20 protein-coding genes are annotated in these 23410 nt (G+C 67.0%); 6 read left to right on the top strand and 14 right to left on the bottom strand.

Going from position 1 to position 23410, the window contains the following annotated elements; genetic code table 11:
* Positions 1–25: 25 nt before the first annotated feature.
* The 3 genes from LC060_RS00745 to LC060_RS00735 all read right to left on the bottom strand — a co-directional run bounded on the left by LC060_RS00745 (position 26) and on the right by LC060_RS00735 (position 3904).
* On the bottom strand, positions 26–802 hold the full coding sequence (locus LC060_RS00745) for an SDR family NAD(P)-dependent oxidoreductase (protein ID WP_226631911.1): 777 nt from the start codon (positions 800–802) through the stop codon (positions 26–28).
* 1 nt (position 803) lies between these two features.
* The gene (locus LC060_RS00740) at positions 804–2216 is read right to left on the bottom strand and encodes an aromatic ring-hydroxylating oxygenase subunit alpha (RefSeq protein WP_226631910.1); all 1413 of its coding nucleotides are present in this window, start codon (positions 2214–2216) and stop codon (positions 804–806) included.
* 95 nt (positions 2217–2311) lie between these two features.
* Positions 2312–3904, bottom strand: a complete 1593-nt coding sequence (locus LC060_RS00735) for an AMP-binding protein (protein WP_226631909.1) — start codon at positions 3902–3904, stop codon at positions 2312–2314.
* A gap of 169 nt (positions 3905–4073) precedes the next feature.
* Here LC060_RS00735 and LC060_RS00730 point away from each other — a divergent pair, with 169 nt between their 5' ends.
* Both LC060_RS00730 and LC060_RS00725 read left to right on the top strand, forming a co-directional pair.
* Entirely contained in the window at positions 4074–4820 is a 747-nt protein-coding gene (locus LC060_RS00730; protein ID WP_226631908.1) for an SDR family NAD(P)-dependent oxidoreductase, read from the top strand.
* 97 nt (positions 4821–4917) lie between these two features.
* Entirely contained in the window at positions 4918–5763 is an 846-nt protein-coding gene (locus LC060_RS00725; protein ID WP_226631907.1) for a TauD/TfdA dioxygenase family protein, read from the top strand.
* A gap of 186 nt (positions 5764–5949) precedes the next feature.
* On the opposite strand, the gene LC060_RS00720 is transcribed toward LC060_RS00725, so the two are convergent.
* Positions 5950–7305: an aromatic ring-hydroxylating oxygenase subunit alpha gene (locus tag LC060_RS00720; protein WP_226631906.1), complete on the bottom strand. Its 1356-nt coding sequence runs from the start codon at positions 7303–7305 to the stop codon at positions 5950–5952.
* Positions 7306–7439: 134 nt separating this feature from the next.
* Here LC060_RS00720 and LC060_RS00715 point away from each other — a divergent pair, with 134 nt between their 5' ends.
* Positions 7440–8360, top strand: a complete 921-nt coding sequence (locus LC060_RS00715) for an SDR family NAD(P)-dependent oxidoreductase (RefSeq protein WP_226631905.1) — start codon at positions 7440–7442, stop codon at positions 8358–8360.
* A 9-nt stretch (positions 8361–8369) separates the two neighbouring features.
* Positions 8370–9593, top strand: a complete 1224-nt coding sequence (locus tag LC060_RS00710) for an MFS transporter (protein WP_226631904.1) — start codon at positions 8370–8372, stop codon at positions 9591–9593.
* Positions 9594–9704: 111 nt separating this feature from the next.
* Here the strand turns inward: LC060_RS00710 and LC060_RS00705 are convergent, their stop codons facing one another.
* Together LC060_RS00705 and LC060_RS00700 are read right to left on the bottom strand one after the other, a co-directional pair.
* Positions 9705–10616, bottom strand: a complete 912-nt coding sequence (locus LC060_RS00705) for an acyl-CoA dehydrogenase family protein (RefSeq protein WP_226631903.1) — start codon at positions 10614–10616, stop codon at positions 9705–9707.
* Complete coding sequence (locus LC060_RS00700) at positions 10616–11761, bottom strand: acyl-CoA dehydrogenase family protein (protein WP_226631902.1); 1146 nt, start codon at positions 11759–11761, stop codon at positions 10616–10618. Before LC060_RS00700 ends, LC060_RS00705 begins: the two co-directional genes overlap by 1 nt.
* 104 nt (positions 11762–11865) lie before the next feature.
* Here LC060_RS00700 and LC060_RS00695 point away from each other — a divergent pair, with 104 nt between their 5' ends.
* Both LC060_RS00695 and LC060_RS00690 read left to right on the top strand, forming a co-directional pair.
* Entirely contained in the window at positions 11866–13050 is a 1185-nt protein-coding gene (locus LC060_RS00695; RefSeq protein ID WP_226631901.1) for an acyl-CoA dehydrogenase family protein, read from the top strand.
* Positions 13047–14021 carry an acyl-CoA dehydrogenase family protein gene (locus tag LC060_RS00690; protein WP_226631900.1) on the top strand — a complete coding sequence of 325 codons (975 nt, stop codon included), beginning with the start codon at positions 13047–13049 and terminating at the stop codon, positions 14019–14021. The genes LC060_RS00695 and LC060_RS00690 overlap by 4 nt, the downstream gene beginning before the upstream one ends.
* A 144-nt stretch (positions 14022–14165) precedes the next feature.
* Here the strand turns inward: LC060_RS00690 and LC060_RS00685 are convergent, their stop codons facing one another.
* From LC060_RS00685 to LC060_RS00650, 8 genes are all read right to left on the bottom strand, one after another.
* Positions 14166–15185, bottom strand: coding sequence for an alpha-ketoacid dehydrogenase subunit beta (locus tag LC060_RS00685; protein ID WP_226631899.1), 1020 nt, complete (start codon positions 15183–15185; stop codon positions 14166–14168).
* Positions 15182–16177: a thiamine pyrophosphate-dependent dehydrogenase E1 component subunit alpha gene (locus LC060_RS00680; protein WP_226631898.1), complete on the bottom strand. Its 996-nt coding sequence runs from the start codon at positions 16175–16177 to the stop codon at positions 15182–15184. Before LC060_RS00680 ends, LC060_RS00685 begins: the two co-directional genes overlap by 4 nt.
* Positions 16178–16307: 130 nt before the next feature.
* The gene (locus LC060_RS00675) at positions 16308–17435 is read right to left on the bottom strand and encodes a Gfo/Idh/MocA family protein (protein WP_226631897.1); all 1128 of its coding nucleotides are present in this window, start codon (positions 17433–17435) and stop codon (positions 16308–16310) included.
* A 10-nt stretch (positions 17436–17445) separates the two neighbouring features.
* Positions 17446–17676: a biotin/lipoyl-containing protein gene (locus LC060_RS00670; RefSeq protein ID WP_148627270.1), complete on the bottom strand. Its 231-nt coding sequence runs from the start codon at positions 17674–17676 to the stop codon at positions 17446–17448.
* A 139-nt stretch (positions 17677–17815) separates the two neighbouring features.
* Complete coding sequence (locus LC060_RS00665; RefSeq protein ID WP_226631896.1) at positions 17816–18472, bottom strand: carboxymuconolactone decarboxylase family protein; 657 nt, start codon at positions 18470–18472, stop codon at positions 17816–17818.
* Positions 18472–19866: a spinster family MFS transporter gene (locus LC060_RS00660; RefSeq protein WP_226631895.1), complete on the bottom strand. Its 1395-nt coding sequence runs from the start codon at positions 19864–19866 to the stop codon at positions 18472–18474. The genes LC060_RS00665 and LC060_RS00660 overlap by 1 nt, the downstream gene beginning before the upstream one ends.
* Before the next feature lie 5 nt (positions 19867–19871).
* Positions 19872–22094, bottom strand: coding sequence for a TonB-dependent receptor (locus LC060_RS00655; RefSeq protein ID WP_226631894.1), 2223 nt, complete (start codon positions 22092–22094; stop codon positions 19872–19874).
* 136 nt (positions 22095–22230) lie between these two features.
* Positions 22231–23400 (bottom strand): cytochrome P450, encoded by a 1170-nt coding sequence (locus LC060_RS00650; protein WP_226631893.1) that lies wholly within the window; start codon positions 23398–23400, stop codon positions 22231–22233.
* Positions 23401–23410: the final 10 nt, after the last annotated feature.

The raw sequence follows: 23410 nt of genomic DNA, 5'->3' as shown, positions 1-23410 counted from the left end.
GTTCCCGTTTCTAGCGTTTCGTGTTCTAGCTCTCGATCCAGTCGCTGGTCAGCGCGCGGGGCGAGAGGTACTTGGTCCGCGTCCACCCGCCATCGACCACGATCGACTGGCCGTTGATCATCTCCCCCCCCGGTGAGCACAGGAACGCGATGACGTTGGCCAGATCCTCGGCTTCGGCGAGGCGGGGATAGGGCGTGGTCTCCACGTTCACCCGCTTGAACGTCTCATCCTCGAAACGGTGCCGGACCATGTCGGTCATGGTAACGCCGGGCGCGACGCAATTGCTGCGAATGCCGCGCGGGCCGTACTCCACCGCCATGTGCTCGGTCAGCGAGCGAAGCCCGCCCTTGGCCGCCGAATAGGGCCCGCCGCGCTTGCCCCCGATCATCGCGAAGGTGCTGGTGACGTTCACCACGCAGCCGCCCTCGCCCATGTGGCCGATAGCCTCGCGGCAAAGGCGAAAGGGCGCGCGCAGCATGACATCCAGAAACAGGTCGAGCGTGGCATCATCGGTCTCATGCAGCGGGGTCGGGCTGCCGAGCCCCGCGTTGTTGACCAGCGTGTCGATGCGCCCGAAGCGCTCCAGCGCGAAGTCGACGATGGCGCGCGGAGCATCCACATCGGTGATGTCGAGTGCCAGTGTAGCCAGGCGCTCCTCGGTGCCCAGAGCCTGCGCGAGCCCGGCCAGCTTGTCCGCGCTGCGTCCGATCCCGACGATGGCATCGCCCGCCGCGTGAAGGGCTTTTGCCGTGGCGAGCCCGATGCCGCTGCCTGCGCCCGTGATGATGCTGGTGCGCGCCATCTCAGAAACCCAGATCTTCGATCTGGCCATCGAAATTGTGCTGGAGCTTGCGCGTCGCCGCACTCAACCTTGCGCCATCGATGCCCTTCAAGTGCCCGTCGATCACGCGGTTGTAGTTGCTGATAAGCCCTTCAACACCGCGCCCGAGCCGCATGTATTCAAAGCCTTGCGCGTGCAGGCCCTGCTGCTGGATCGGGATATTGCCATAGTCCTGGCGCGGGATCGGAGGGAACTCCTCGCTGTCGTAGGGCAGCATGGTCGGCTCGGTGACGCTCTGGTGGTTGTCCTCAGGCGCAAAATGGGTGAGCGACCACAGCTCGAACAGGCACTCCTCGGGGCCAAGCGGACGGATGCGGTAGGCCGACGCGCTGCTCATCGTGGGCAGCAGGAAATAGTGCGGAAAGAGGAACTCCACCGCCTGCACCGGGTGGGTCTGGACCAACGTGTTGAGGTCGGGAATATCCTCGCCGCGCGCGCGCAGCTGCTCGACCACCTGGTGCTGGACGATGCCGTACCACATCGGGATGGCCTCGGCCGGGTCCTCGGGAAGGTCGACATCGAGGAGGTGGCTGGCGATCTCCACTTCCTTGGCGTGGACCATGCCCGCCATGCCCTCGTTCAGGAGCTTCATATGTTCAAACTGGGCCTGCACGTTTTCGCGCACGGTAAGGCCGGGGTTGATCGGCAGGCCGATCCCGCCTGTGTCCATGCCGTACATCGTGTTGTAAAGCTGGGGCAGCTTGTGCTGAAGCTGCGGGTGCGTCTTCATCACGTGATAGCCTTCCATGAAGGCCTCCATCGCGATCTTCCAGTTCGCCGGCAGTTTCGTGGCGTACCACCACTCGGCCTTTAGATCGTCGAACCCACGCATTTCCAGCGCTTCGAGCACGGGGCCCAGGCTCTCGCGCAGCGACGGGGCCGCCTCGTCGAAGTTCACGAACGCACAGCCGATTGCGGTTTCCACGCGGCAGGGGCGCAGCGCCAGCTCGGCCGCGTCAAGCTGCTCGTCGGAGAAGAAGTGCTTGCCGTAGACGAAGGTGTTGTCGCCCTCCATGTTCCAGCGCCAGCCGTGGAAGGGGCAGATGAAGCCCGCGCTCTTGCAGTTGCCGTGCCCGCCCGGCTCGGCGATAGGCACGCCGCGGTGGCGGCAGGCGTTGTGGTAGGCCTTCACACCCTCGCTCCCCTCCCCGGTGCGCACGACGATGACCGACTTGCCAAGGTTACTGTACTCGATCCAGTCGCCCACGTTCGGGATCAGTTCGAGGCGCGTCGCCATCTGCCAGACATGGGGCCAGAGCCGCTCGGTTTCCGCGCGGTAGAAGGTCTCGTCATAGTAGCGCGCCGCCGGGATGCGTTCCGGGTTGGTGACGAGATGGGGCACATCGAAACGGGCGGCGGGGTCGGCCTCGGCCATGGCGAAGGATCCTCTCTCGAACGTGTTTGCAGCGATGCTTAACGCCCGCCCCTCCGATCACGAAGGCGCCCGCCCCAGCCACCGCTCGGGCGATGTCAGACAGCCAGCTCAGCACGCAGGACGTGCTTCAGGACCTTGCCCGCCTCGTTGCGCGGCAAAGCCTCGCGCAGCACGACCTGCTCGGGATACTTGAAGCGGGTTACGCCGGCGGCCGACAGGTAGTCCGCCAGCATCGGCACGTCGGGAATGGCGCCGTCGCTCGGCACGATGACCGCGCAGGCGCGCTCGCCGGTGCGCGGGTCGGGCAGGCCGACGATGGCGATGTCGGCAATCGCGGGGTGCCCGGAGAGCAGGTCCTCGATCTCCTTGGGCGCGATGTTCTCCCCGTTGCGGATGATGAGGTCCTTGATCCGGCCCGTGACAGTGAGAAAGCCGTGCGCATCAAGCGCGCCCTGATCACCGCTGCGGTAGAAGCCTGCGGCATCGAAGGCGCCAGCCTCGTCCTCCTGCCGGATATAGCCGGCCAGCATCTGGGGCCCGCGCGCGCGGATCTCGCCATCGGGGGCCAGGATGACCTCGGCAATGCCCGCCTTGCCATCGCTCAGCGCGGCCTCGGGCATGCCCTTTTCGTCCAGGGCTCCGACCGTCGTGACCGGCACCTCGGTGCTGCCGTAGACCCGGCTGACGCGGGCTTTGGCCAACCACGCATTCGCCTCCTCGATCAGCGCAGGTGGCACCGACGCCCCGCCGCAGATGAAGACCTTGAGCGCATCGAGGTGGTCATCGGCCGCCTTCGCCGCGTGCAGGATCTGCTCCAGGAACGGGGTCGCGCCCGCCATGTGGGTGATCCTTTCCGCCTGCATGAGGCGAAGCCCCTCCTGCGCGTTCCACTGGTCGAGCAGCACGGCCACGCTGCCCAGCAGCACCGGCCCCTCGAAAGCATAGATCGAACCGCCGATATGGCTGATCGGCGAGGCGACGAGAAAGCGATCCCCCGGTGCAACGTGCCAGTAACGGCCGATCTGGTGCAGCAGTGCGCCCAGCGAATTGTGGGTATGCAGCACGCCCTTGGGCCGCCCGGTCGTGCCCGAAGTGTACATCACCATACGCACCGCGTCGGGATCCGGGTGACGGATGGTACGGGGCGCGCTCGCCTCCAGGATCGCCTCGTAGTCCTGCGTGCCTGCGACCGGCCCTGTGCCGCGCACGACGACGATCTCGGGGCCGTGCTCCATCTCGGCCGCGATGCCGGTCAGCATCACGGCGTAGTCGAAACGGCGGAACGTCTCGGGCACGAAGACCACGCGGCTGTTGCAATCGCGCAGGATGAAGGCGGTGTCGCGCGTGCGCAGCGAGGGCAGGATCGGGTTCGCGACAAGTCCGGCGTAAGTCGCGGCAAGGTAGATCGCCGCTGCCTCGTGCCAGTTGGGCAGCATGAACGAGACGACACCGCCCGGCGCGACCCGCTCGCCCAGCCAGGTGCCCAGGCGCAGCGCGCGTTCGTGCAGTTCGCTGGCGCTCAGGCGCACCTCGCCCTCCACCAGCATCAGCCGGTCCGGTTCGGCGGCGGCGAGGCGCGGCACGAGATCGGCAAGCGTTTCATCGCGCCACCATCCCTCGCGGCGCGCGGCCTGCGCGCGCTCCTCGTCCCAGCGCAGGCTCCAGCCTTCGATCTCGCGGCGCGTCATCTCACCCCACCTCCTTGTTGCACACAGTCAAGGCAGGCGCGCACGCGAAGGCAACCGGCAAGGCACGCGGCAATGCCACTCATCGCGCGGGTGATACCGCAAGCCTGTGCGCAGGCCTCGCGCGCGCTTCGCGCTATGTCCCGGCCAAAAGCAGACCCGGAGGAAGAGAATGCAGCTTGAAGGCAAGGTCGCCGTCGTCACCGGCGCAGGCTCGGGAATTGGCCGCGCGATCGCCCAGCGCTTTGCCCGAGAGGGCGCGCAGGTGGGCGCCTGGGACCTCAACGGCGAAGGCGTGGCCCAGACCGTGGAGGCGATCACGCAGGCAGGCGGCACGGCCATCGCCTGCACCGCCAACTGCGCCGATGCGGCCGAGATCGCCGCGGCCGCCAAGGCCACGCGCGACGCCTTCGGGGCTATCCAGGTCCTGGTGAACAACGCCGGGATCGCGCCCTTCGTGCCCTACGCCGAGATCACCGACGCGCAGTGGGACCAGATCATGGACATCAACCTCAAGGGCCCGCACCTGTGCATCCGCGAGATGCTGCCCGCGATGCTGGAAGCGGGCTGGGGACGCGTGGTCAACATCACCTCCTCCTCGGTGCAGAGCGGCTCCTTCGCCCAAGTCCACTACGTCACCTCCAAGGGCGGCGTGCTGGGCATGACCAAGGCCCTCGCGCTGGAATTTGCCGCCAGCGGCGTCACGTTCAACATGGTGCCGCCCGGCTTCGTCGATACGCCTGCGCTGCGCGCCGCCCCGGTCGACATCGACACCTTTTCGCAGACCCTGCCGATGAAGCGCGTGGGCCAGCCCGACGAGATCGCGGCGGCTTGCGTGTTCCTCGCCAGCGAAGGCGCGAGCTACGTGACCGGCCAGACGATCAGCGTGAATGGCGGACGCTACATGGGCTCGGCCTGACACGCATCCCGGCCCCGCCACCCGATATCGCCGGGGCGTGCTTCATCCACGCGCCCTGGCAAACTATATTCAGCCCCAGAACAAGGGAGGATTTGCCATGGCCGTCGAAACCCAGACGACGCTCACGCACGAGACCATCAAGGACAAGATCGGCGCCTACGTCCTGAATTCCAAGGAAGAACTTCTTTCCGGGTCGCTCGGCGATGCCCTGCGCGACCTGCTCGAAGAGCGCGGCGTGCTTGTCTTCCCGAAGATCGGCTTCACCAACGAGGAGCAGATCGCCTTCACCAAGACGCTGGGCACCTACGCGCCTGAACGCAAGGGCGACGAGGAAGAGGTCACCAAGATCAGCATCGACCCCGCCATCGCCGGGCCGACCGCGGAATACCTCAAGGGCTCGCTCTACTGGCACATCGACGGCACCATGCAGGAAGTCCCGATCCTCGCCTCGATCCTCTCGTGCAAGAAACCCTCGCCCAAGGGCACGGGCAACACCGGCTTTTCCAACACCTACGCGGCCTACGACGCGCTGCCGCAGGAGGAGAAGGACCGGATCGAGGACCTCAAGGTGCGCCACGGCGCCTGGGCGACGCTGTTCTTCTACAACCCCGAACCGCCCGTCGCGATGCTCAAGGGCATGCAGGCGATCGGCGACAACACCTTGCCGCTGGTCTGGACGCACAAGTCGGGCCGCAAGTCGCTGGTGATCGGCAACACCGCGCACACCGTGGTCGACATGGACGTGATGGAAGGGCGCCTGCTCCTCAACGAACTGCGCGAATGGGCCACCCGCGAGGAATTCACCTACAGCCACGAATGGTCCGAGGGCGACCTCGTCATCTGGGACAACACCGGGACCATGCACCGCGCCGAGTGGTACGATGTGACCAGCGGCCGCCTGATGGTGCGCACCAAGCTGGAGGGGGAGGAACCCTTCGCCTGAGGCAAGGGGAACAGGAAAAGAGTTCCGAGGGCCATCGCCCTCGGGCTCCCCAAACTGTCGACCTCACCTTCGGCGCGCCGACCTGGCCGAGAAAGGTGAGGTAGGCAGTTTGGGGGTCAAGGGGCGATGGCCCCTTGGAAAGATTACTTCTCTTACTCGGCATCCCCGCGCAAACGACAGCTCCGCTCAGTCCTGCTCTTCGGGCATCCCCGCCTGCATGTAGCGGGCGAGGTTCGTATGCAGGCTGGCCACCGCGCGCTCCATGTAGGGGTTGGGCTGGGCACCCCGGAAACCTGCGCTCTTCATGCCCTGCTGGACGGCGGCCATGTTGCTGAAATCCTGTTGCAGCACCGGCGGCCATTCATGTGGCTCGGTGTAGGTCCACTGTGTCTCGGGCACCTCCCCTTCCGGGTAGAGCTCGTAGACCGCCGCCTCAAAGATGCACTTGTCCGGGTCACTCCCATAGGGGCGCGCGGCGTAGCACAGCATGTTGTTGACCGCCTGCCCGATCTGGAAGTTGGGAAAGACCTGCCAGGCCGTCCCGGCCTTGGCCGTGTGCGCGGGCGCGACCACCGGCCACTCCACCCCGCGCGCGGCATCGTCGCGGCGCGAGGCCGCGATCCAGTGAGCGGAAACCTGTGCCGGCGGAGTCCCTTCAGGCAGCTCCTGCGCCAGCCGTTCGGCCGCGCGCACCATCGTCATGGTGGTGTTGGTGTTCGCATTCTCCCAGGTGAAGCGCTGCATCTCGGCGGTCGAGAGCCGGGCATCGCCGGTCCCCACGCGCAGCTTGCCCGCGTCCTCCTCCATGTCCTTCGCCGCCTCGTAGCCGATGTGCGAATGCAGCCCCTCCTGGCGCGCCCAGCCCCGGAACTGCCCGAAGGCGTTGAACTCGGGATGGGTGGTGGCGACGTGGTAGGTCTCGCAAAAGGCCTCCATCGCCACCTTCCAGTTGCATTCGAAAACGATCCACTTGCGCCAGCGCGCGCGCATGTCCTGCAGGCGATAGGGATCGAGCATCTCGGGGATCACGCCAAGATACGCTTCCAGACTCTCGCCCTCGGGATCAAGGCTGATCCAGATCCACCCGCCCCAGGTGTCCACCCGCACCGGCGTCAGATCGGCGCGGCCGTTGCACAAGGCGCCCTGCCAGTCGTCTTCCTGCGGCACGTGCGTGTTCGCGCCGTCAAGGCCAAAGCTCCAGCCATGGTAGCCGCAGATGAACCCGCGCGCCTGTCCGTGCGCATTGCGCTTGCCCGGCGGCGTGTCGACCAGCCGCCGCCCGCGATGGGGGCAGACGTTGTGGTGCGCTTTCAGACTGTCAGGCCCGGTCCGCACGATGACCACCGAATCCGGACCAATGTCATAGGTGATGAAGTCACCGGTCTCGGCCAGGTCCTCGGCCCGCCCCGCCTGGAGCCAGACCTTGCGCCACAGGCGATCCTGCTCGGCGCGGGCATAGTCGGGCGAGACATAGGCCTCGGCGGGGACAAGGACCGACTTTGCAAGGTCGGCTGCGGGCGCAATCTGGGGTTCGTGTGCCATGCCCGGATTCTTGCGCCCCTCGCCCGGCTCGGGACAAGATCGCCTCCCTTTCATCGCCCCGGCGAAAGCTCGTGAGCCGCGTTGCGCCCCACCGCGGCCAGCGCCTAGCCAAGGCGGGTCAGAAGGAGAGGACGATGGACGAATTGCGCTTCGATGGCCGGGTGGCCGTGATCAGCGGCGCCGGGCGAGGCCTGGGACGGGCCTATGCGCTCCTGCTCGCCAACAGGGGCGCGAAAGTCGTCGTGAACGACAACGGCAGCGCGATCCTGGGCGAAGGGGAGGACGAAGGTCCAGCCCAGCAGGTCGTGCGTGAGATCGAGGCGGCGGGCGGCGAAGCGGTCGCCTCGACCGACAGCGTCGCCACCTGCGAAGGGGCCAGAGCCATCGTCCAGAGCGCGCTCGACGCCTTCGGGCGCATTGACATCCTCATCCACAACGCGGGCAACGTGCGCTACGGCGCACTCGACGAGATTGCGGTCGAGGACTTCCACTCGGTGCTCGACGTGCACCTGATGGGCGCATTCTACCTTGTGCACGCGGCCTTCCCGCACATGAAGGCGCAGAACTACGGGCGCGTGGTCCTCACCTCCTCAATCGGCGGTTTCTACGGCAACCAGCGCTGCGTGAACTACGCGGTCTCCAAGTCGGGCATGATCGGCCTCTCCAACGTGATCGCGCTGGAGGGCGAGGAGCACGGCATCCGCAGCAATCTCATCCTGCCCGGCGCCATGACGCGCATGGCCGACGGGCTCGACACCTCGCAGTACCCCCCGCTCGGCCCCGAACTGGTCGCGCCCATGGTGGGCTGGCTGGCACACGAGGACTGCGCGCTGTCGGGCGAGGCACTGGTCGCGATCGGAGGGCGCATGGCGAAGATCGACATGCTCGAGACCCACGGCGTCTTCCAGCCCCACTGGACCATCGAGCAAGTCGCCGCCCGCATGGGGGAAATCGCCGATCCGGCAACGTACGCTCATCTCGGCCTCCATGGCTATCTTGCGCACCTGGGGCAGAGTTTCGAGATGGCCAGGAACGGCCGCCTTCCCGCCGAATAGGAACCGGAGGTGCACCCTGTGACCGCGCGCGCGGAATGGAAGGCGCACTGGGGCGTCCCGCTGGCCGGCGCCCTTGGCTACGCCACCAGTGTCATCCACATCTATGGCCTTGGCGTCTATATCGAGCCGATCAGCGAAAGCTTTGGCTGGTCGCGCGCGACCACGACCTTCGGCATGACCATCGCCACGCTGATCCAGGCCGTGTTCGGGGTGCCCATCGGGATGCTCGTCGACAAGGTCGGCCCGCGAATTCTGGGCGTCATCGGCATTCCGCTCACCTGCGCGGCCTTTGCCGTGCTCGGCACCGCAAGCGGCAGCGCGTGGCAATGGTACGCGCTGTGGACCCTCATGGCGCTGGCCACGCTGCCGGTGCAGGCGACCGTCTGGACGGCCGCGGTCGCCAGCCGCTTTGCCCGCTCACGCGGCCTTGCCTTCGCGATCACCCTATGCGGCGCCTCGGTTGCCGCCGCGCTGTTCCCCTGGCTCGGCGCGCGCCTTATAGCCGCCTATGGCTGGCAAAGCGCGATGGCCTGGCAGGGCCTCGCCTGGATGGCGCTCGCCTGGCCGGTAATCCTCGTCCTGTTCCGCACAGGGCGCACGCCGCCCCCTGCAACCTACGATGCGCCCGCCCCCCGCACACCCGCCCCCGAAGGCGTGAGTTTCCTCGAAGGCCTGCGCTCGCCTGTCTACCTGCGCCTGCTTGTCGCTAGCTTGCTCTTCACCTTCACCGTGCTGGCGCTGGTCGTCCATTTCGTGCCCATCCTCACCGATGCCGGGCTTCCTCCCGCCCGGGCCGCCGCGCTGGCCTCGCTGATCGGGCTCTTTTCCATCGCCGGACGGCTGGGCACCGGCCTCCTCCTCGACCGTTTTCCCGCGGCTTACGTGGGCGCCGTCATCTTCCTCCTTCCCGTGGCGAGCGGGCTCATCCTGCTGGGCGCGGGCGCGCAAGGCGCGGTTCCCGTCGCCGTGCTGATCGGACTGACACTGGGCGCGGAAGTCGACGTGATCGTCTACCTCGCGACACGCCACTTCGGCCTCAAGGCCTTCGGCGCGCTCTACGGAGGGCTGCTGGTTGCTCTCTCGGTCGGCACTGCACTCGGACCGCTTGCGGCCTCGGCGGTCTACGACCGGACCGGAGGATACGACATGTTTTTGCTCACGACCCTCGTCCTGATGGTTGCAGCCAGCCTCGCGCTGTTCAGCCTGCCGCGGCCCGCGTTCGGGCATGAGTGAGAAGTCCAATTTCAAGGGGCCATCGCCCCTTGACCCTGGAATGGGCGACCTCACCTTTTTCAGATAACGGTGCGCGCGTAAGGTGAGGTAGACGGGTTCGGGGAGCCTCCCTCACCCCCAAAGCGCATCCGCTGCCGCCGCCGCGCTTGCTCCGCGCCCGCCCAGTTCCCCGATCAGGGCCTTCAAACGGTAGGTCCAGAAGTGCAGCGGATGCTCCAGCGTCATGCCCATGGCACCAAGGAACTGGTGAAAGTCGTAGACTGTCGAAGTCGCCGATTCCTGCGCGTGCCAGGCCGCGAGCGCGGCATCGGCCGGATCAAGCGTGGTAGCCGCCTTCATCGCCATCCAATAGACGCCGTTGGTGCGCACCTGCGCTTCGGCGAGGCGATGGCGCAAGGCCTGGAAGGTCGCGAGCTTACGCCCGAACTGCGTACGCTCGGAGAGGTGCGCGCACACGCTGGCAAGCGCAGCGGCCATCAGTCCGGCCGCCTCCGCCGCCAGCGCCGCGCGCGCGCGCGTCCGCGCCTCGCCGGGCGTGATCGGAAGCCCCGCGCGCTCTTCCGGGATTTCCAGCAGGCTCGCCATGGGGTAGGCGAAGAGGCTCTCGCTCTCCCGACGCAACTGCTGTTCGTCCGCAGTGAAATACGAGACACCCTGCTCCTCCACCACGATCACGCAGGCCCCCGCTTCCAGAAAGCGCACGAGCCGGGGCGTGCGTGTGCCTTCAACAAGACAGACCGGCCCGGACACGTCACCCAAGAGCGGCGCGAAGAAAGCCCGCGTCGCCGCCTCCACCGCGAAAGGCAGACGGGCGAGGCGTTCCACCACCACGCCCGCCGTCGCGGTGCCCAAGTCCGGGTCGCAAGCGACATCGAGAAAGCCGCTTTCAGCCAGCGCGCGCGCAAAGTCCGGGCTGGCGGCCACCCGCGGCGCCTCGTGCACCGGCGCCTCCTCGAACGGGCGGGCCAGGGCATCAAGCGCGTCGCGGATGGCGCGCTGGTCTTCGTTCAGGGCAACCTGCATCAGCGCGCCTCCCGTGGCAGGCCCAGCACGTCGCTGGCGATGATGTTGAGCTGGATTTCGGCGGCGCCCGCCGCAATCCCCGCGACGATGCCGCGCTGGTGGTGCATCTTGAGATAAGGGTGCGCGTCGGCCAGCGCCTCGGGCAGATGCTCGACGATGAATTCGCACACCCGCCGCTCGCACATGACCGTGGCGTAACGCGCCGAGGAACTTTCCTGGCCGATCGTCTCGCCTTCGGCACGGCGGGTGACGATGGCATAGCTCGCGAGCCGGGCCGCCTCGCACAGTGCAGCCGCGCCTGCCGCCTCGATCCGCACCGCCTCGCGCACAAAATCACCCCGTTCCTGCAGGATCGATACGGCGCGGTCGAGCGCGCTTCGCGCGAGGGCATAACGCGGAATGCCCAGCCGCTCGTTGCGCAGCGAATAGGCGATAATCTCCCAGGCCTGCCCTTCCTCACCCAGCCGGGCGCTGGCGGGCACGCGCATATCATCGAAGAAGACCTCATGGATGTCCCCCTCGCCGATGATCGAGGGGATCTGGCGCACGGTGATGCCGGGCGTGTCCATCGGCACGAGCAGGATGGTGATGCCCCGCTTTCGATCCTCGCTCGTCCGGCACAGGAGGAAGCAGGTGTCGGCAAGTCCGGCGTAGCTGGTCCAGATCTTCTGTCCGTTGACCACGTAGTCTCCGCCATCGGCCACCGCGCGCGTGCGCAGCGAGGCGAGGTCCGAGCCGGAACCGGGTTCGGAAAAGCCTTGGCACCACAGCGCCTTTCCTTGCGCAATCGGCGGAAGGTAGCGCGCCTGCTGCTCGGGTGTCCCGTAGCGGATCAGCGTCGGGCCGATCCAGTTGACGTTCATGTACTGCCCGCCGCGCGGCTCGCCCGCGATCCACATTTCCTCGGCCAGGATCGTCTGGTGCCAGGGGTCCTGCCCCTGCCCACCGATCTCGACCGGCCAGTGCGGGATGAGCAGGTCTTCCTCGGCCAGCGCGGCGCAGAAGGTCTGGGCATAGCGCGTCAGGTCCGGGGAGGCCGGGCCGTGCTGCGAGAAGCGCTCCCAGTCGTCCGGCAGGGTCGTGTCGAGAAAATCGCGCAGGCGCTCGCGGAAGGCCTGCTCGTCGGGCGTCCAGTCAAAGTCCATGCACAGGGGCCTAACCCGCCCCACCCCCGCGCGGTAGCATCGTGCGCCCGATATCGCGGCGGCGAGCTTGAAGGTCGCGCGCACAATGGGGCCTAGCTTGCTCCATGACGCAAGAAGACGACGCCTTGAGACGCGAAATCCGCGACTGGATCGCGCGCGAAGCGCCCCGGGACTGGCGCACGGCCTCCACGCACGAAGCCTTCGTCGCTTCGCAGCGTTCCTGGTTCGCCAAGCTGGTGGCCGCAGGCTACGCCGTGCCGCACTGGCCGAGGGAATGGCCCGGTGGTGGGCGCTCGCTGGCCGAACAGAAGATCATCTACGAAGAACTGGCGCGCGCCGACACGCCGCGCCTCCTGCTTTCATTCGTGTCGACCTACCACGCCTTTGCAACGCTGGCCGAATGCGCCAGCGCACAGCAGCGCAGCCACTACCTGCCGCGCATTCTCGAGGGCGAGACCTGGTGCCAGGGCTTTTCCGAGCCGGGGGCGGGGTCCGATCTGGCCGCGATCCGCAGCCGGGCCGAGCGGCGCGGCGATGTCTATGTCGTCTCGGGCCAGAAGGTCTGGTCGACCATGGCGCAGTACGCCGACATGTGCCTGCTGCTGGTGCGCACCTCAGCCGATGGACCCAAACAGGCAGGGCTTACCTACCTCCTGATGGACATGCGCCTGCCCGGCGTCAGCGTGCGCCCGATCCACCAGATCCAGGGCGACGAGGAATTCGCCGAGATCTTCCTCGACGAGGTCGAGATCCCGGTTGCCCAGCGCGTGGGCGAGGAAGGCGCGGGCTGGGCCGTCGCGCAGGCCACGCTCGCCTCCGAACGCGGGCTGACGCTGATGGAGCTCTCCTACCGGATGCGCGGCGCGATGGTGCGGCTTAGCGAGGCGGTCCACGCCGCCGGGCGCACCTGCGATGCCGGTGTCCTGCGCAAGCTTGGCGCGCTCGCGACGCGGGTCGATGCGGTCTGCGCGCTCGCCGACCGCTTCCTGCAAAAGCGCATGGACGAGGACGAACGCGTGGGCGATGCCTCCATCGTCAAGCTCGCCTATTCGCGCTGTCTGCGCGCCTGGACGGACCTTGGCGTCGAACTGGCGGATCTTGCCGGACAGATGCACGCGCCGATCACCTTCGGCGATCTCAACAGCGGCAACTGGATGGCCGATTTCATGAACAGCTATGCCTGGACCATCGCGGGAGGAAGCGACGAAGTGCAGCGCAACATCATTGCCGAACGCATGCTGGGCATGCCCCGCGAGCCGAAGAACTGGATCACGGAGGCCGGACAATGAGCGAGATGCGCCGCGAACTGGAGGACAGCGCCCGCAAGGTCTTTCCCGACTGGCAGGCCGCGCAGGATGCCAAGGCCTCGTGGGCGCAGATGGCCGAGCTGGGCTGGTTCATGGCTGGCGTGCCCGAAGCGCTGGGCGGCCTTGGCCTCGAACGCCGCGACCTCGCCGTGATCTTCACCGAGATGGGCCGCGCGCGCATGCCCGGCCCGGCTCTCGCCCAGTTCCTCGCGCTTGAGGCCCTGGTCCAGGCCCCGGACTTCCCCGGTCGCGAGGATCTGATGGAAAGCGCCATGGCGGGCGAGGCGATCACGGCCTCGCTCACCATCGCCGGAGAGGACCTCACCGCGGTCCCCGATGCCGATACGGCAGACCGGATACTTGTGCGCAGCACCGACGAGGTGACCCTGATCAACCTTGCAGGCGCAAAGATCACGCCCTTTCCCACCTGGGATGGCTCGCGCCGCCTGTTCACCGTCGCACCGGCGCCCGATGTCCCGCGCATCCCGCTGGCGGCGGGTAGCGAGGCCGCGGCCCTGACCGAACGGCTTGACGGTCTTCTGTGCCTTGGCCTTGCGGGCGATGCGCTGGGCGGAGCCGACGCCGTCCTGGCCATGGCGATCGAGTATCTGGGCACCCGCCGCCAGTTCGACCGGCCTCTTGCCATGTTCCAGGCCCTCAAGCATCGCGCCGCCGACCTCAAGGTTGCGCTGGAAACCGCAACCGCGCTCTACGAGGCCAGCAGCGAGGCTGCCCCCCTCGCGCTCGGCGCGATGAAGGCCCATTGCTGCGAGGTCTACAAGCAGGTTGCCGAAGAGGCCGTGCAGTTCCACGGCGGGATCGGCCTCACTGTCGAGTATCCGGTCCACCTGTTCCTGAAACGCGCGTTCCTGAACCGCGCGCTGGGTGGCAGCGCGGCGTTCTGGAACGAAAGCGCAGGTGATGCGGTGCTGGAACTGGCGGCGGTGGAGTAATCAGGAAGAAGTTTCCTAGGGCCATCGCCCTCGGGCTCCCAAAACGTGCAACCTCACCTTACTCGCGCTGCCTTGACCGAGACTGGTGAGGTCGCCCGTTCGGGGGTCAAGGGGCGATGGCCCCTTGAATCAAACTGTTCTTCGTCACCCCATCAGCGCCTGCGCGGCGGCCACCATCTGATCCGGCTGGACGATGTAGGCATCTTCCAGCACCTTCGCGAAGGGAACCGGGCACTTGGGCGCGCCAAGGCGGCGAACCGGGGCCTTGAGATCGCCGAACAGCTCTTCCGAGACAGTCGCGGCGATCTCCGCGCCGGGCCCGAAATCGCGCACCGCCTCATGCGCGACGAGGAGCCGCCCGGTCTTGCGCACCGAGGCGAGAACGGTTTCGCGGTCCCAGGGCGAGATGGTGCGCAAGTCGATGAGTTCGACCGACAGGCCCGCCTCGGCCAGAGCGGGAAGCGCCATCTGCGCGCGCACGGTCTGGCTCGACCAGGTGACGATGGTCAGGTCCGAGCCTTCCTGAACGACGCGCGCCTTGCCGAGTGGAATCGGCCCTTGGTCGTCGGGAACTTCGGCGGGCACGAACAGCGAGCCCGCGCTCTCGATGAAGATGCACGGGTCCGGGTCCTCGATGCACGAGAGCAGCAGGCCCTTGTAGTCGACCGGGTTGGACGGCGCGACGACCTTGATCCCGGCCGCGTGCGCGTACCAACCTTCGAGGTGATCGGCGTGCTGGCCCGCGGTCTGCCAGCCAGCGCCTGTCAGCGTGCGAATGGTGATCGGCACCGAGGTCTGCCCGCCCGACATGAAGCGCAGCTTGGCCGCGTGGTTGAAGATCATGTCCATCGCGACCGTGGTGAAGTTCATCAGCATGATCTCGGCCACCGGCTTGTACCCGGCAAGCGCGGCGCCAATGGCCGCCCCGATGATGGCCTGCTCCGAGATCGGGGTGGAGCGCACGCGCTCGCCCCCGAACTTTGTCGAAAGGCCCGCCGTCGCGCCGGTCACGCCGCCGCCTTCGGGATCAGCGATGTCCTCCCCAAGGACCAGCACCTTGTCGTCGGCGGCCATGGCCTGGTGCAGCGCCGCGTTCACGGCCTGTAGGCTGTTCATCTTGCTCGTGCCGGCGGGCTTGGCCGCACTGGTTGTCGTCGTGCTCATGCCATCATCTCCTGGGCAAAGACATCGCGGCGGATCTCGTCCACCGGGGGCAGTTCGCTGGCGAGGCCGAAGTCACGGGCCTCGGCCACCTCGGCCTCGATCTTCTCCTGCATCGCGGCAAGCGTCGCCTCGTCCACGTGCCCTTCGTCGAGCAGGCGCTGACGGAACAGGGGCAACGGGTCCTTCTCCTTCGCCGCGGCCAGTTCGCCCTCGGCCATGTACTTGTTGTCATCGCCCAGGACGTGCCCGAGGAAACGGAAGGTCGTGCATTCGAGCAGGGTTGGCCCCTCCCCGTCACGCGCGCGCGCAATCGCGGTGGAGACCTGCGCGTACATCTCCCAAGGATCGTTTCCATCGACCGTGAAGCCGGGCATGCCGTAACCGATCGCCCGCTTGGAGATCTGGTCGACCGAAGTGCCGTTCTCGAAACGGGTGTGTTCGGCAAAGCCGTTGTTGGGGCACACGAAGATGACCGGCAGCTTCCAGAGCGAGGCCAGATTCAGCGACTCGTGGAAGGCCCCGATATTGGAGGCGCCATCGCCGAAATAGGCAATGACCACGCGCCGCGAACCGTCGAGCTTCGCCGCCCAGGCAAGGCCATTGGCAATCGGCATCGAGGAGCCCACGACGCCCGTCGTCACCATCACGCCCGTCGGCGGATGCGTGAGGTGCATCGGGCCGCCCTTGCCCTTGCAGGTGCCATCGACGCGGCCCGCGATCTCGGCCCAGAGGGGCTTGAGCGGCATGTCCTTGGCCACCATGTCCTGGATGCCGCGGTAGATCGTGCAGATCTGGTCCTCGTCGGTGAGGAAGTGGGAGATCGTTGCCGGGATCACCTCCTGCCCGCGCGCGGAGTAGTAGGGCATCTGCAGGCGCCCCTTGCGGATGGTGGAGAGGATCGCGTTGTCGTTGCGCTCGATCCGCAGCATCCGGCGGAAGATGTCGGTCAGCGCGGCGGAATCCGGCTGGGGGGCGTTACTGGGTTGGGTCATGGGAAAACCTCGCTCGCTTCAGGCGTCGAGGGGAACTGTCAGGGGCCAGGCGGGCAAGGTCAACGAGAGCCGCTGCGCCACGGCGATATCTCGGGAGCACCTCCACCAAGCACCTGTAAAAAAGTCGTATTCAGACAACTTCGGACAGCGCGATCCAGCGCTTCTCCGCCTGCGCGCGGGACATTGCTTCCTGGCAGCGCTCGACCTCCAGCGCACGGGCGAAGTCGGGCGCGGCGGTGCTCTTGCCTCCAATCGCGGCGACCATGCGCTGCATGGCCAGCGCCATCGGGAAGCAGGGGGGGATCGGAAAGCTGGCATCAATGGCCAGGTCCGGGTCTGCCCGGTACGCCTCGGGAATGTCGAGCGGCTGCAGGTCACTCGGTGCGTGGGGGTTGGGCTTGTCCTGTGCCCTGAGGCCCCAAAGCGTGCAGTCCTGCGCGCTCGGGAACGTGGGCGCGCGCGTTACCAGTCGCCCTTGCGTTCCGTAGATGTCGAGCAGCCAGCCATCGTGCATCGTCATCGCCCAGCCCGCCTGGAGCTGTACGATGGGCCCGTTCGCAAAGCGCAGCAGCGCGTTGCCGGTGTCGGTCGTCTCGGGCGTGACCCGCTCCCCGTCCTCATAGACCCATTCGGAGAGAACCTGGCGATCATCGGCCACGACCTCCTCGACCGGCCCCAGCATGGCAAGAAGCGGGTAGAGCGCGTGGCTGCCATTGTTGCGCAGGCCCGAAACGCCCGCGTCGCTGCGCGCGAACCAGTTGTAGGGAAACTGCTTCGAGGCACGGTTGAACAGCGAAATGTTGAGATGGCAGGTCCCGCCGATGGGCGTGCCGATATAGCCTTCGTGCACCAGTTCGATCTGGCGGCGCACGGCGGGCACGTATTCGATGAAGGCATCGACGACGCCGACCGCGCCCGAGGCCTGCCAGGCCGCGTCGATGGCCTTGGCCCCCTCCCATCCCGGCGCGTGGGGCGAGGCGTTGTAGACGTGCTTGCCATGGGCAAGCGCGGTCTCGAGCCAGGGCTGGCGGAAATTGGGCCGGGTGCCCAGGTCCACGATGTCGATATCAGGATCGCGGCACATTTCGTGGGCATCCCAGAAGGCGCGCTCCACCCCCAACTTCTGCGCGGCGGCGCGTGCCGTCTCCTCGCGCGAGGTGCAGATCGCGGTCACCTCGACGCCGGGCACCGCGCGCCAGGCGGGAAGATGGGCCATGCCGCCCCAGGCAGCGCCGACAATACCGACCTTGAGCGTCATCGGCTGCGCCTTACTCGATGGTGCCGACGATGGTGCCGACCTGCACCGTCTCGCCCTCGGGCACGGTGATGCGCAGGATGCCCGACGCCGGGGCCTCCACCTCGTTGGTGGACTTGTCGGCTTCGAGCAGGAACAGGCATTCGCCTTCGGTCACTTCCTCGCCCTCGCCAAAGGTCCACTCCGCGATCTGCCCCTCGGTCATCGAGAAGCCGATCTTGGGAAAGATGATCTCGGTCGCCATGCTGCTCTGCCTCCGCCCTCATGTTCGTGAAGTGATGTCGGGATCTGTTCTGACCCCGCGCCCGACCGGCTGCAATTGCGCGTTTACCTGCCCGCCATTCTATCGGCCCGGCGATGGCCCGCGGGCCGGGGATGAGCGCTCAGGCCTGGTTGCGCTCCGCCCAATCATCGACTTCGCCCGGCTTGAAGGTACGGGCCGGCCCGTCGCCCGAGGCGGTCCTGAGATCAAAGCCGATGGGGTCGACATCGCCCTCTATCGGCACGCCGAAGGAGGACAGCGCCCAGCTCGTCATCACGTAGTGGCCAATGGACATGACCAGATCCATCATCTGGCGCCGGTCGTAGTGGCGCGCCAGCCCCTCCCAGGTCGCGTCCGAGACGCTATGCCGCTCCATCAGGTCATCGACCGCATCGAGCACGAGGCAGTCCGCCTCGGCCCAGCGCCCCGCGCCTTCGGGGTAGTCGCGGATCGCGGCGATATCCTCAAGGGTGAGACCGGCGTTGAGGCCGTAACCGACATGGTTGTGCCATTCGTAGGCGCTCTTCACCCGCCAGGCGACGCGCAGGATCAGAAGTTCGAGCGCGCGGGTGGGCAGCGTGTTGGTCATCAGAAGGTGCTTGGCCCAATGGTTGTAGGGCATGGCCATGTCCGGGTGGTTGGCCAGCACCATCATGATGTTGGTGCGCGAGCCTTCCTCACGCGCGTTGGGCTCACCCCAGAAGGCGAAGACCTCGCGCGCAGGATCGGTCCATTCTTCACGGGGGAGATTGGGCAGGCGGCGGGGCGGTGTCGTCATCACGGGGTCTCCCTGTCGGGATTGGGGATGTCGGGCCGCCCGGCATCGCGGGCGAGCTGGCGTTCGCTCTCGGCAAGGTCTGCGCGGTAGTGGCGTGCGGCCATGGCGAAGCTGAAGGTGGCGGGAAGCGCCAGGACCGTGCTGGAGAGGAGCGCAATGCGCAGCGCATCCTCCCCAAAGGACGGGGCGAGCGCATCGCTGAGGACGCCCAGCAGCGCCGGTCCGAAACCATAGCCCACGAGATAGACCGCCATCAGCGTCATCGCCGCCGTCGTCGCGCGGGCCCAGACCGGCGGCAGTGTGGTGCAGACCATGATGAGCGGGGCAGCGAAGATCCCCCCGGTAAAGGACAGAAAGCCCGCAAGGCCATAGAAGACGGCCATCGAAGGCGCGTTGAAGAGCACAACGATGGTGAGCGCAGCCCCCAGACTGGCGGCAATGCCAATCCCCATCTGGCGGCGCGGATCACGGCGTCCCACCCAATCGGCGAGCGGCCCGCCGACAAGGTGCCCGACAAAACTGCCCGTCCCCACTGCTGCGCCAAGCCAGGCGCCGAACTCGACCGGCGCGAGCCCCTGCGTGCGGGTGAGATAGGCCGGAATCCAGCGCAGCAGCCCGTTGACCATGAGCGCGAGGCAGGCGAGCGCAACGATCATCCAGAGGATCGTGCGCAAGGCCGCGATAGCCTTGAGCGTGCGTCCCAGCCCCGGCTGCGGGGGATCGGCGCGCAACCCGTCCGCCAGGCCCTTGGGCACGTTGCGCACGGTGAGATAGAACAAGGCGGCCAGGACCAGACCGGGAAGCCCGGCAACCAGGAACGCCGCCCGCCAGCCATAGGCGGCCACCACGTAGCCACCAATCGCATAGGCCAGGCCCATCCCGATCGCGGGGCCGGTCATGTAGATCGAGGTTACCGTACCGCGCTGGTGACGCGGGAACAGATCGGACAGGAGCGCGGGGCCGGGGGAACTGAGGCCCCCCTCACCCAGCCCCACGCCCATGCGCGCGACGAACAGGTGGGTGAAATTGCGGGCAAGGCTGGAGGCGGTCGTAGCGAGGCTCCAGATGACGATGCCGGCTGCAATCACGATCTTGCGCGGATAGCGATCCGCCAGCCGCGCGAGCGGGATCACGGCGAGCGCGTAGACCCCCGCATAGGCGATGCCGTTGAGCGCACCGAGCTGGCCGTCGGAAAGGCCGAAGTCGGCGCGGATCGGCTCGACCAGGATGTCGAGGATCTGCCGGTCCACCGCGCTCAGCGCCGAGATCAGCGTCAGGAGCGCGAGGACATAGGCGCGGTAGGCCATGCCCGGAAGTTCGGGCGGCGCGCCAGTTGGAACGCCCCCCCCTGCGGTCGCCACCTCGCCCTCGGCGATGGAGGTGTTGGTCAGCACGCGCCTCAGTACCTGTAGCCGATCTCGACACCCCAGGTGCGAGGCTGGCTCCAAGTCGCGCCGAAACCGAAGTTGTTGTACTGGACCTGATTGACGTAGCGGCTGTCGGTCACGTTGTCGCCGAAGACGGCGAGGAAGAAGCGGCTTTCAGGGTCGTCCCACTGCGCGCGCAGCGCGAGGGTCTCGTAGTCACCGCCCTGGAACTGGGTGCCCGACGGGCCGAAGAAGAACGAGGACGTGTAGTAGAAGTTGCCCGACAGCGCGAGTTCGCCGCCAGCCAGTCCCACTTCCCAGCGCGCGCCCAAATTGCCGGTAAATTCGGGCGTGCGCTGCATGTCGACGTTCTTCAGATCGACCGGCACATTGAGATAGGACACACCGCTGCCCGCGCACGAGGCCGCAACATCCGGCCCGAAATCGGCGCAGGGCATGTAGACCGGGGCGCCCGGGAAGTCCGTATAGCGGCCATGGACATAGGCGCCGCCCGCGGTGATCGAAAACCCACCGCCCAGCCGCAGCGCCAGCGCGGCTTCTGCGCCGTAGACCTCGGCCTTGGCGGCGTTGATGATCTCGGCCCGGCCATCGGTGAAGAGCGAGACCTGCAGGTTGCGGTAGTCGTAGTAGAAGGCCGCCGCCTCGAAGCTGAGCAGCTCGCTCTCGGTCTTGAAGCCGATCTCGAAGGCATCGATGTTCTCGGGCGAGACATCGTTGCACACGAAGTCGGGCGGGTTCTGGCACGAGCCGCCGACATCGAGGATCGCCGCCTTGTAGCCGCGCGCGTAGGAAGCGTAGATGCTGGTCGTATCGCTCGGCTTGTAACGTACCACAAGACGCGGGGTGAAGCGGTCACTCTTCACGTCCGCAACGTCGAAGGCCTCCTCCCCCACGTTGTAGAACGCATTGGTGATCGTGTCGTGGGCATAGCGCAGGCCGCCTGTCACGAAGAGGCTGGGCGTGACTTCGTAGGTGAGGTCGACGAAGGCCGCGTAGCTGCGCGTAGGCGCGTCCGAACCGCCCAGGCGCACCCGGCCAAAGCCCAGCGGTACGGCGTTGTCCGCGTACGTCTTGTAGCGGTCCGAATTGAACAGGTAGAACAGCCCCGCGGTGTATTGCAGCGCCGGGCCCGGCTTGGAGGTCAGCAGGAATTCCTGCGTGAAGGTGCGGTTGAAGACCGGCAGGCCGTACTGGAAGATCGTCAGCGCGGTCTTGTCGAGATCGAGCGAGGCATCAACGTCCTGATCGCGGTACTGGGTGAAGGAGGCGAGATCGGCAAAGCCCAGATCCGCCTCGAGCGTCAGCTGCACGATGTCGTTGTTGGTCGTGATGAAACTGCGATCCGGCCCCGGTGCGTAGAAGTCGGGATCGGTGGTGTAGGTGGAGGGCGGCGCGAAGCTGGGCGCCCCGACGCCCAGCACATCGTCGACGAAGATGTTGTAGAGCAGGGGGCGCGGATCGTCGGTCTCGACATGCTGGTAGCGCAGCTTGGCGGTGACATCGCCCAGATCCAGCTTGAGGCCCGTACGCACCTGCCAGTTGCGGTAACGCCGGTCCCGCGCACCGCTTGCAATGTTGCGCTGATAGGCCTTGCCGGTCGCGTAGTTAACTTCGAGGTCGAGCGCGAGGCTGTCGGTCAGCCCTGTCGTGACATAGCCTTGCGCGCGTATCGCCTCGAAGCTGGCGAGCGAGGCGCGAAATTCCATCGCCGGATCGACACTGGGATCGGCGGTCTCGACCAGGATCGCCCCGCCCGTGGTGTTCCGGCCGAAGAGCGTCCCTTGCGGGCCTTTGAGGACCTGCACGCTGCGCACCTTGAGCAGGTCGAAGTCAGCCTCGGCCGGGTTGGGCGAATAGAAGCCGTCGACATAGATCCCGACGTTCGAGCCCCCGCCCGAAGTGGTGATGCTGGTCCCGACACCGCGGATGGTGGGCTGGACGAACTGGCTCTGGCGATCAAAGCGCAGCGCAGGGACCATGCTCTGGATGCCCGAAAGCTCGCGCACATTGGCGGTTTCGAGCATCCCGGCATCGAGCGCGGTGATCGAGATCGGCACGTCGACCTGCGCCTCGGCGCGGCGCTGCGCGGTCACGACGATGACCCGCTCGGCCTGGATGCTCTCATCCTGAGGAATGGTGGTCCCGGATGCCCTGTCCTGCGCCGCGACAGGCGCGACGGCCAGCGCGAGCGGCAGGCATGACGCCGTTGCAAGAAAAGCCCTTCGGGTCCTCACACCCTTCTCCCCTTTCGGGCACGGCTCATGACAGGCGCGCTCCTGGCGCCGTCACGTCCATGCACTCTCTCAGGACGCGAGGTTAGATCGCGCCCCGTGGCCTGTCACAAGGAAAGGGCAAAGTTCGCTCCGGCGATCACGCCCTACTGCAGGTGAGCCGGGCGTCGCGCAGTTCGTAGCTCATCAACTGTGCATTCCAGATGATATCGGGCGCGCGGGCCATCGCGATACCGGGCACGCGCAGCAGCTGATCGATGAAGGTTCGGGTCTCGTGGAGCGCCACCTGCCAGCCGGGACAGTGGTGCGGCCCATCGCCGAAGCTCAGAAACTCGGCCTTCTGCCCTTCGCGCCGCGCACGCTCGGCATCGATCGCATGGGGGCAGGCGCCCACCGACTGCGCATCGCCGTGGACCGCGCGAAGGTCGATCGCAAGCCGCTCGCCGCCCGGAACCTCGCCCAGCGCCTGGTCGCACAGGCCTTCACCCGCGCGGCGGTAGAGCACCGAGGCAATCGGTTCGAGCCGCAGGATTTCCAGGAGGATCGCCATCTGCGCCTCCTCGTCGCCGTCCAGGAACTGGGCGCGCAGTTCGGGATTGTCGAACAGGTGCCAGGCCACCATAACGATGAATTCGCGCGTCGTGACCATGCCCGCGGTCGCATAGGTCATGCACTCGATCAGGATGGCCTTGTCGGAATAGCCCTTGGCGAGGCACTGCGAGATGATGTCATCGCCCGGCTCGGCCCGCCGCCGCGCCACGGCCGGGCGCACATCGGCGTGGTAGAACCAGACGCCGTAGACGCTTCGGATGATCCGGTCGCGCAGCTTGCCGAGTCCCGTCGCCGGACTGAACGCGGTGCGCAGCAGGCACTGGAGACGCGGCGCCATCTGGCTGGGCGAGGTCTCGGTCAGGCCGACGATGTTCGCGGCCACCGCCACCGTCAGCTCAAAGGCGATGCGGTCGAGCCGGGCCGAGCCGGTCGCGCGCAGATCATCGAGCAGGCGCGCGGTCGTCTCCTCCATGATCGTACGGTAGCGAGTCTGGATCGCCTTGGGCGTGAAAAAACGGGCGATGGCCGCACGGCGCTGCGCGTGCGCAGGCCCGTCGAGATAGAAGACAGGGACGTGCTCGGGGTTACCCCCAGCCACATCCTCCGATCCCGGACCGTCCTGAAGCAGGCCAGCGCTGCGCAGCGCGGCGCGCGATTCCCGCAAGCTCGCCAGCCGCCGCGCCTTGGCGTCGAGACGAAACCCCTCCTGCGCCACGGCGGCCGACTTGCGATGGTCTGCAAGAGCCTGTGCCTCCATCGTCCCCTCT

The sequence above is a fragment of the Novosphingobium profundi genome (assembly GCF_020524485.1).
In the GTDB taxonomy this organism is placed as follows: Bacteria; Pseudomonadota; Alphaproteobacteria; order Sphingomonadales; family Sphingomonadaceae; genus Novosphingobium; species Novosphingobium profundi_A.
The sequence above is the reverse complement of the archived record's forward strand: the minus strand, read 5'-3'. Positions and strand labels throughout refer to the sequence as shown.

Bases quoted from the DNA above. Each gene is read 5' to 3' on its own strand.
- LC060_RS00675 (WP_226631897.1), bottom strand. From the start codon at position 17,435: ATGACGCTCAAGGTCGGTATTGTCGGCGCTGCCTGGGGCGGCATGGCC.
- LC060_RS00740 (WP_226631910.1), bottom strand. From the start codon at position 2,216: ATGGCCGAGGCCGACCCCGCCGCCCGTTTCGATGTGCCCCATCTCGTC.
- LC060_RS00670 (WP_148627270.1), bottom strand. From the start codon at position 17,676: ATGGCGACCGAGATCATCTTTCCCAAGATCGGCTTCTCGATGACCGAG.
- LC060_RS00725 (WP_226631907.1), top strand. From the start codon at position 4,918: ATGGCCGTCGAAACCCAGACGACGCTCACGCACGAGACCATCAAGGAC.
- LC060_RS00720 (WP_226631906.1), bottom strand. From the start codon at position 7,305: ATGGCACACGAACCCCAGATTGCGCCCGCAGCCGACCTTGCAAAGTCG.
- LC060_RS00685 (WP_226631899.1), bottom strand. From the start codon at position 15,185: ATGAGCACGACGACAACCAGTGCGGCCAAGCCCGCCGGCACGAGCAAG.
- LC060_RS00745 (WP_226631911.1), bottom strand. From the start codon at position 802: ATGGCGCGCACCAGCATCATCACGGGCGCAGGCAGCGGCATCGGGCTC.
- LC060_RS00705 (WP_226631903.1), bottom strand. From the start codon at position 10,616: ATGCAGGTTGCCCTGAACGAAGACCAGCGCGCCATCCGCGACGCGCTT.
- LC060_RS00735 (WP_226631909.1), bottom strand. From the start codon at position 3,904: ATGACGCGCCGCGAGATCGAAGGCTGGAGCCTGCGCTGGGACGAGGAG.
- LC060_RS00680 (WP_226631898.1), bottom strand. From the start codon at position 16,177: ATGACCCAACCCAGTAACGCCCCCCAGCCGGATTCCGCCGCGCTGACC.
- LC060_RS00650 (WP_226631893.1), bottom strand. From the start codon at position 23,400: ATGGAGGCACAGGCTCTTGCAGACCATCGCAAGTCGGCCGCCGTGGCG.
- LC060_RS00700 (WP_226631902.1), bottom strand. From the start codon at position 11,761: ATGGACTTTGACTGGACGCCCGACGAGCAGGCCTTCCGCGAGCGCCTG.
- LC060_RS00690 (WP_226631900.1), top strand. From the start codon at position 13,047: ATGAGCGAGATGCGCCGCGAACTGGAGGACAGCGCCCGCAAGGTCTTT.
- LC060_RS00715 (WP_226631905.1), top strand. From the start codon at position 7,440: ATGGACGAATTGCGCTTCGATGGCCGGGTGGCCGTGATCAGCGGCGCC.
- LC060_RS00730 (WP_226631908.1), top strand. From the start codon at position 4,074: ATGCAGCTTGAAGGCAAGGTCGCCGTCGTCACCGGCGCAGGCTCGGGA.
- LC060_RS00695 (WP_226631901.1), top strand. From the start codon at position 11,866: ATGACGCAAGAAGACGACGCCTTGAGACGCGAAATCCGCGACTGGATC.
- LC060_RS00665 (WP_226631896.1), bottom strand. From the start codon at position 18,472: ATGACGACACCGCCCCGCCGCCTGCCCAATCTCCCCCGTGAAGAATGG.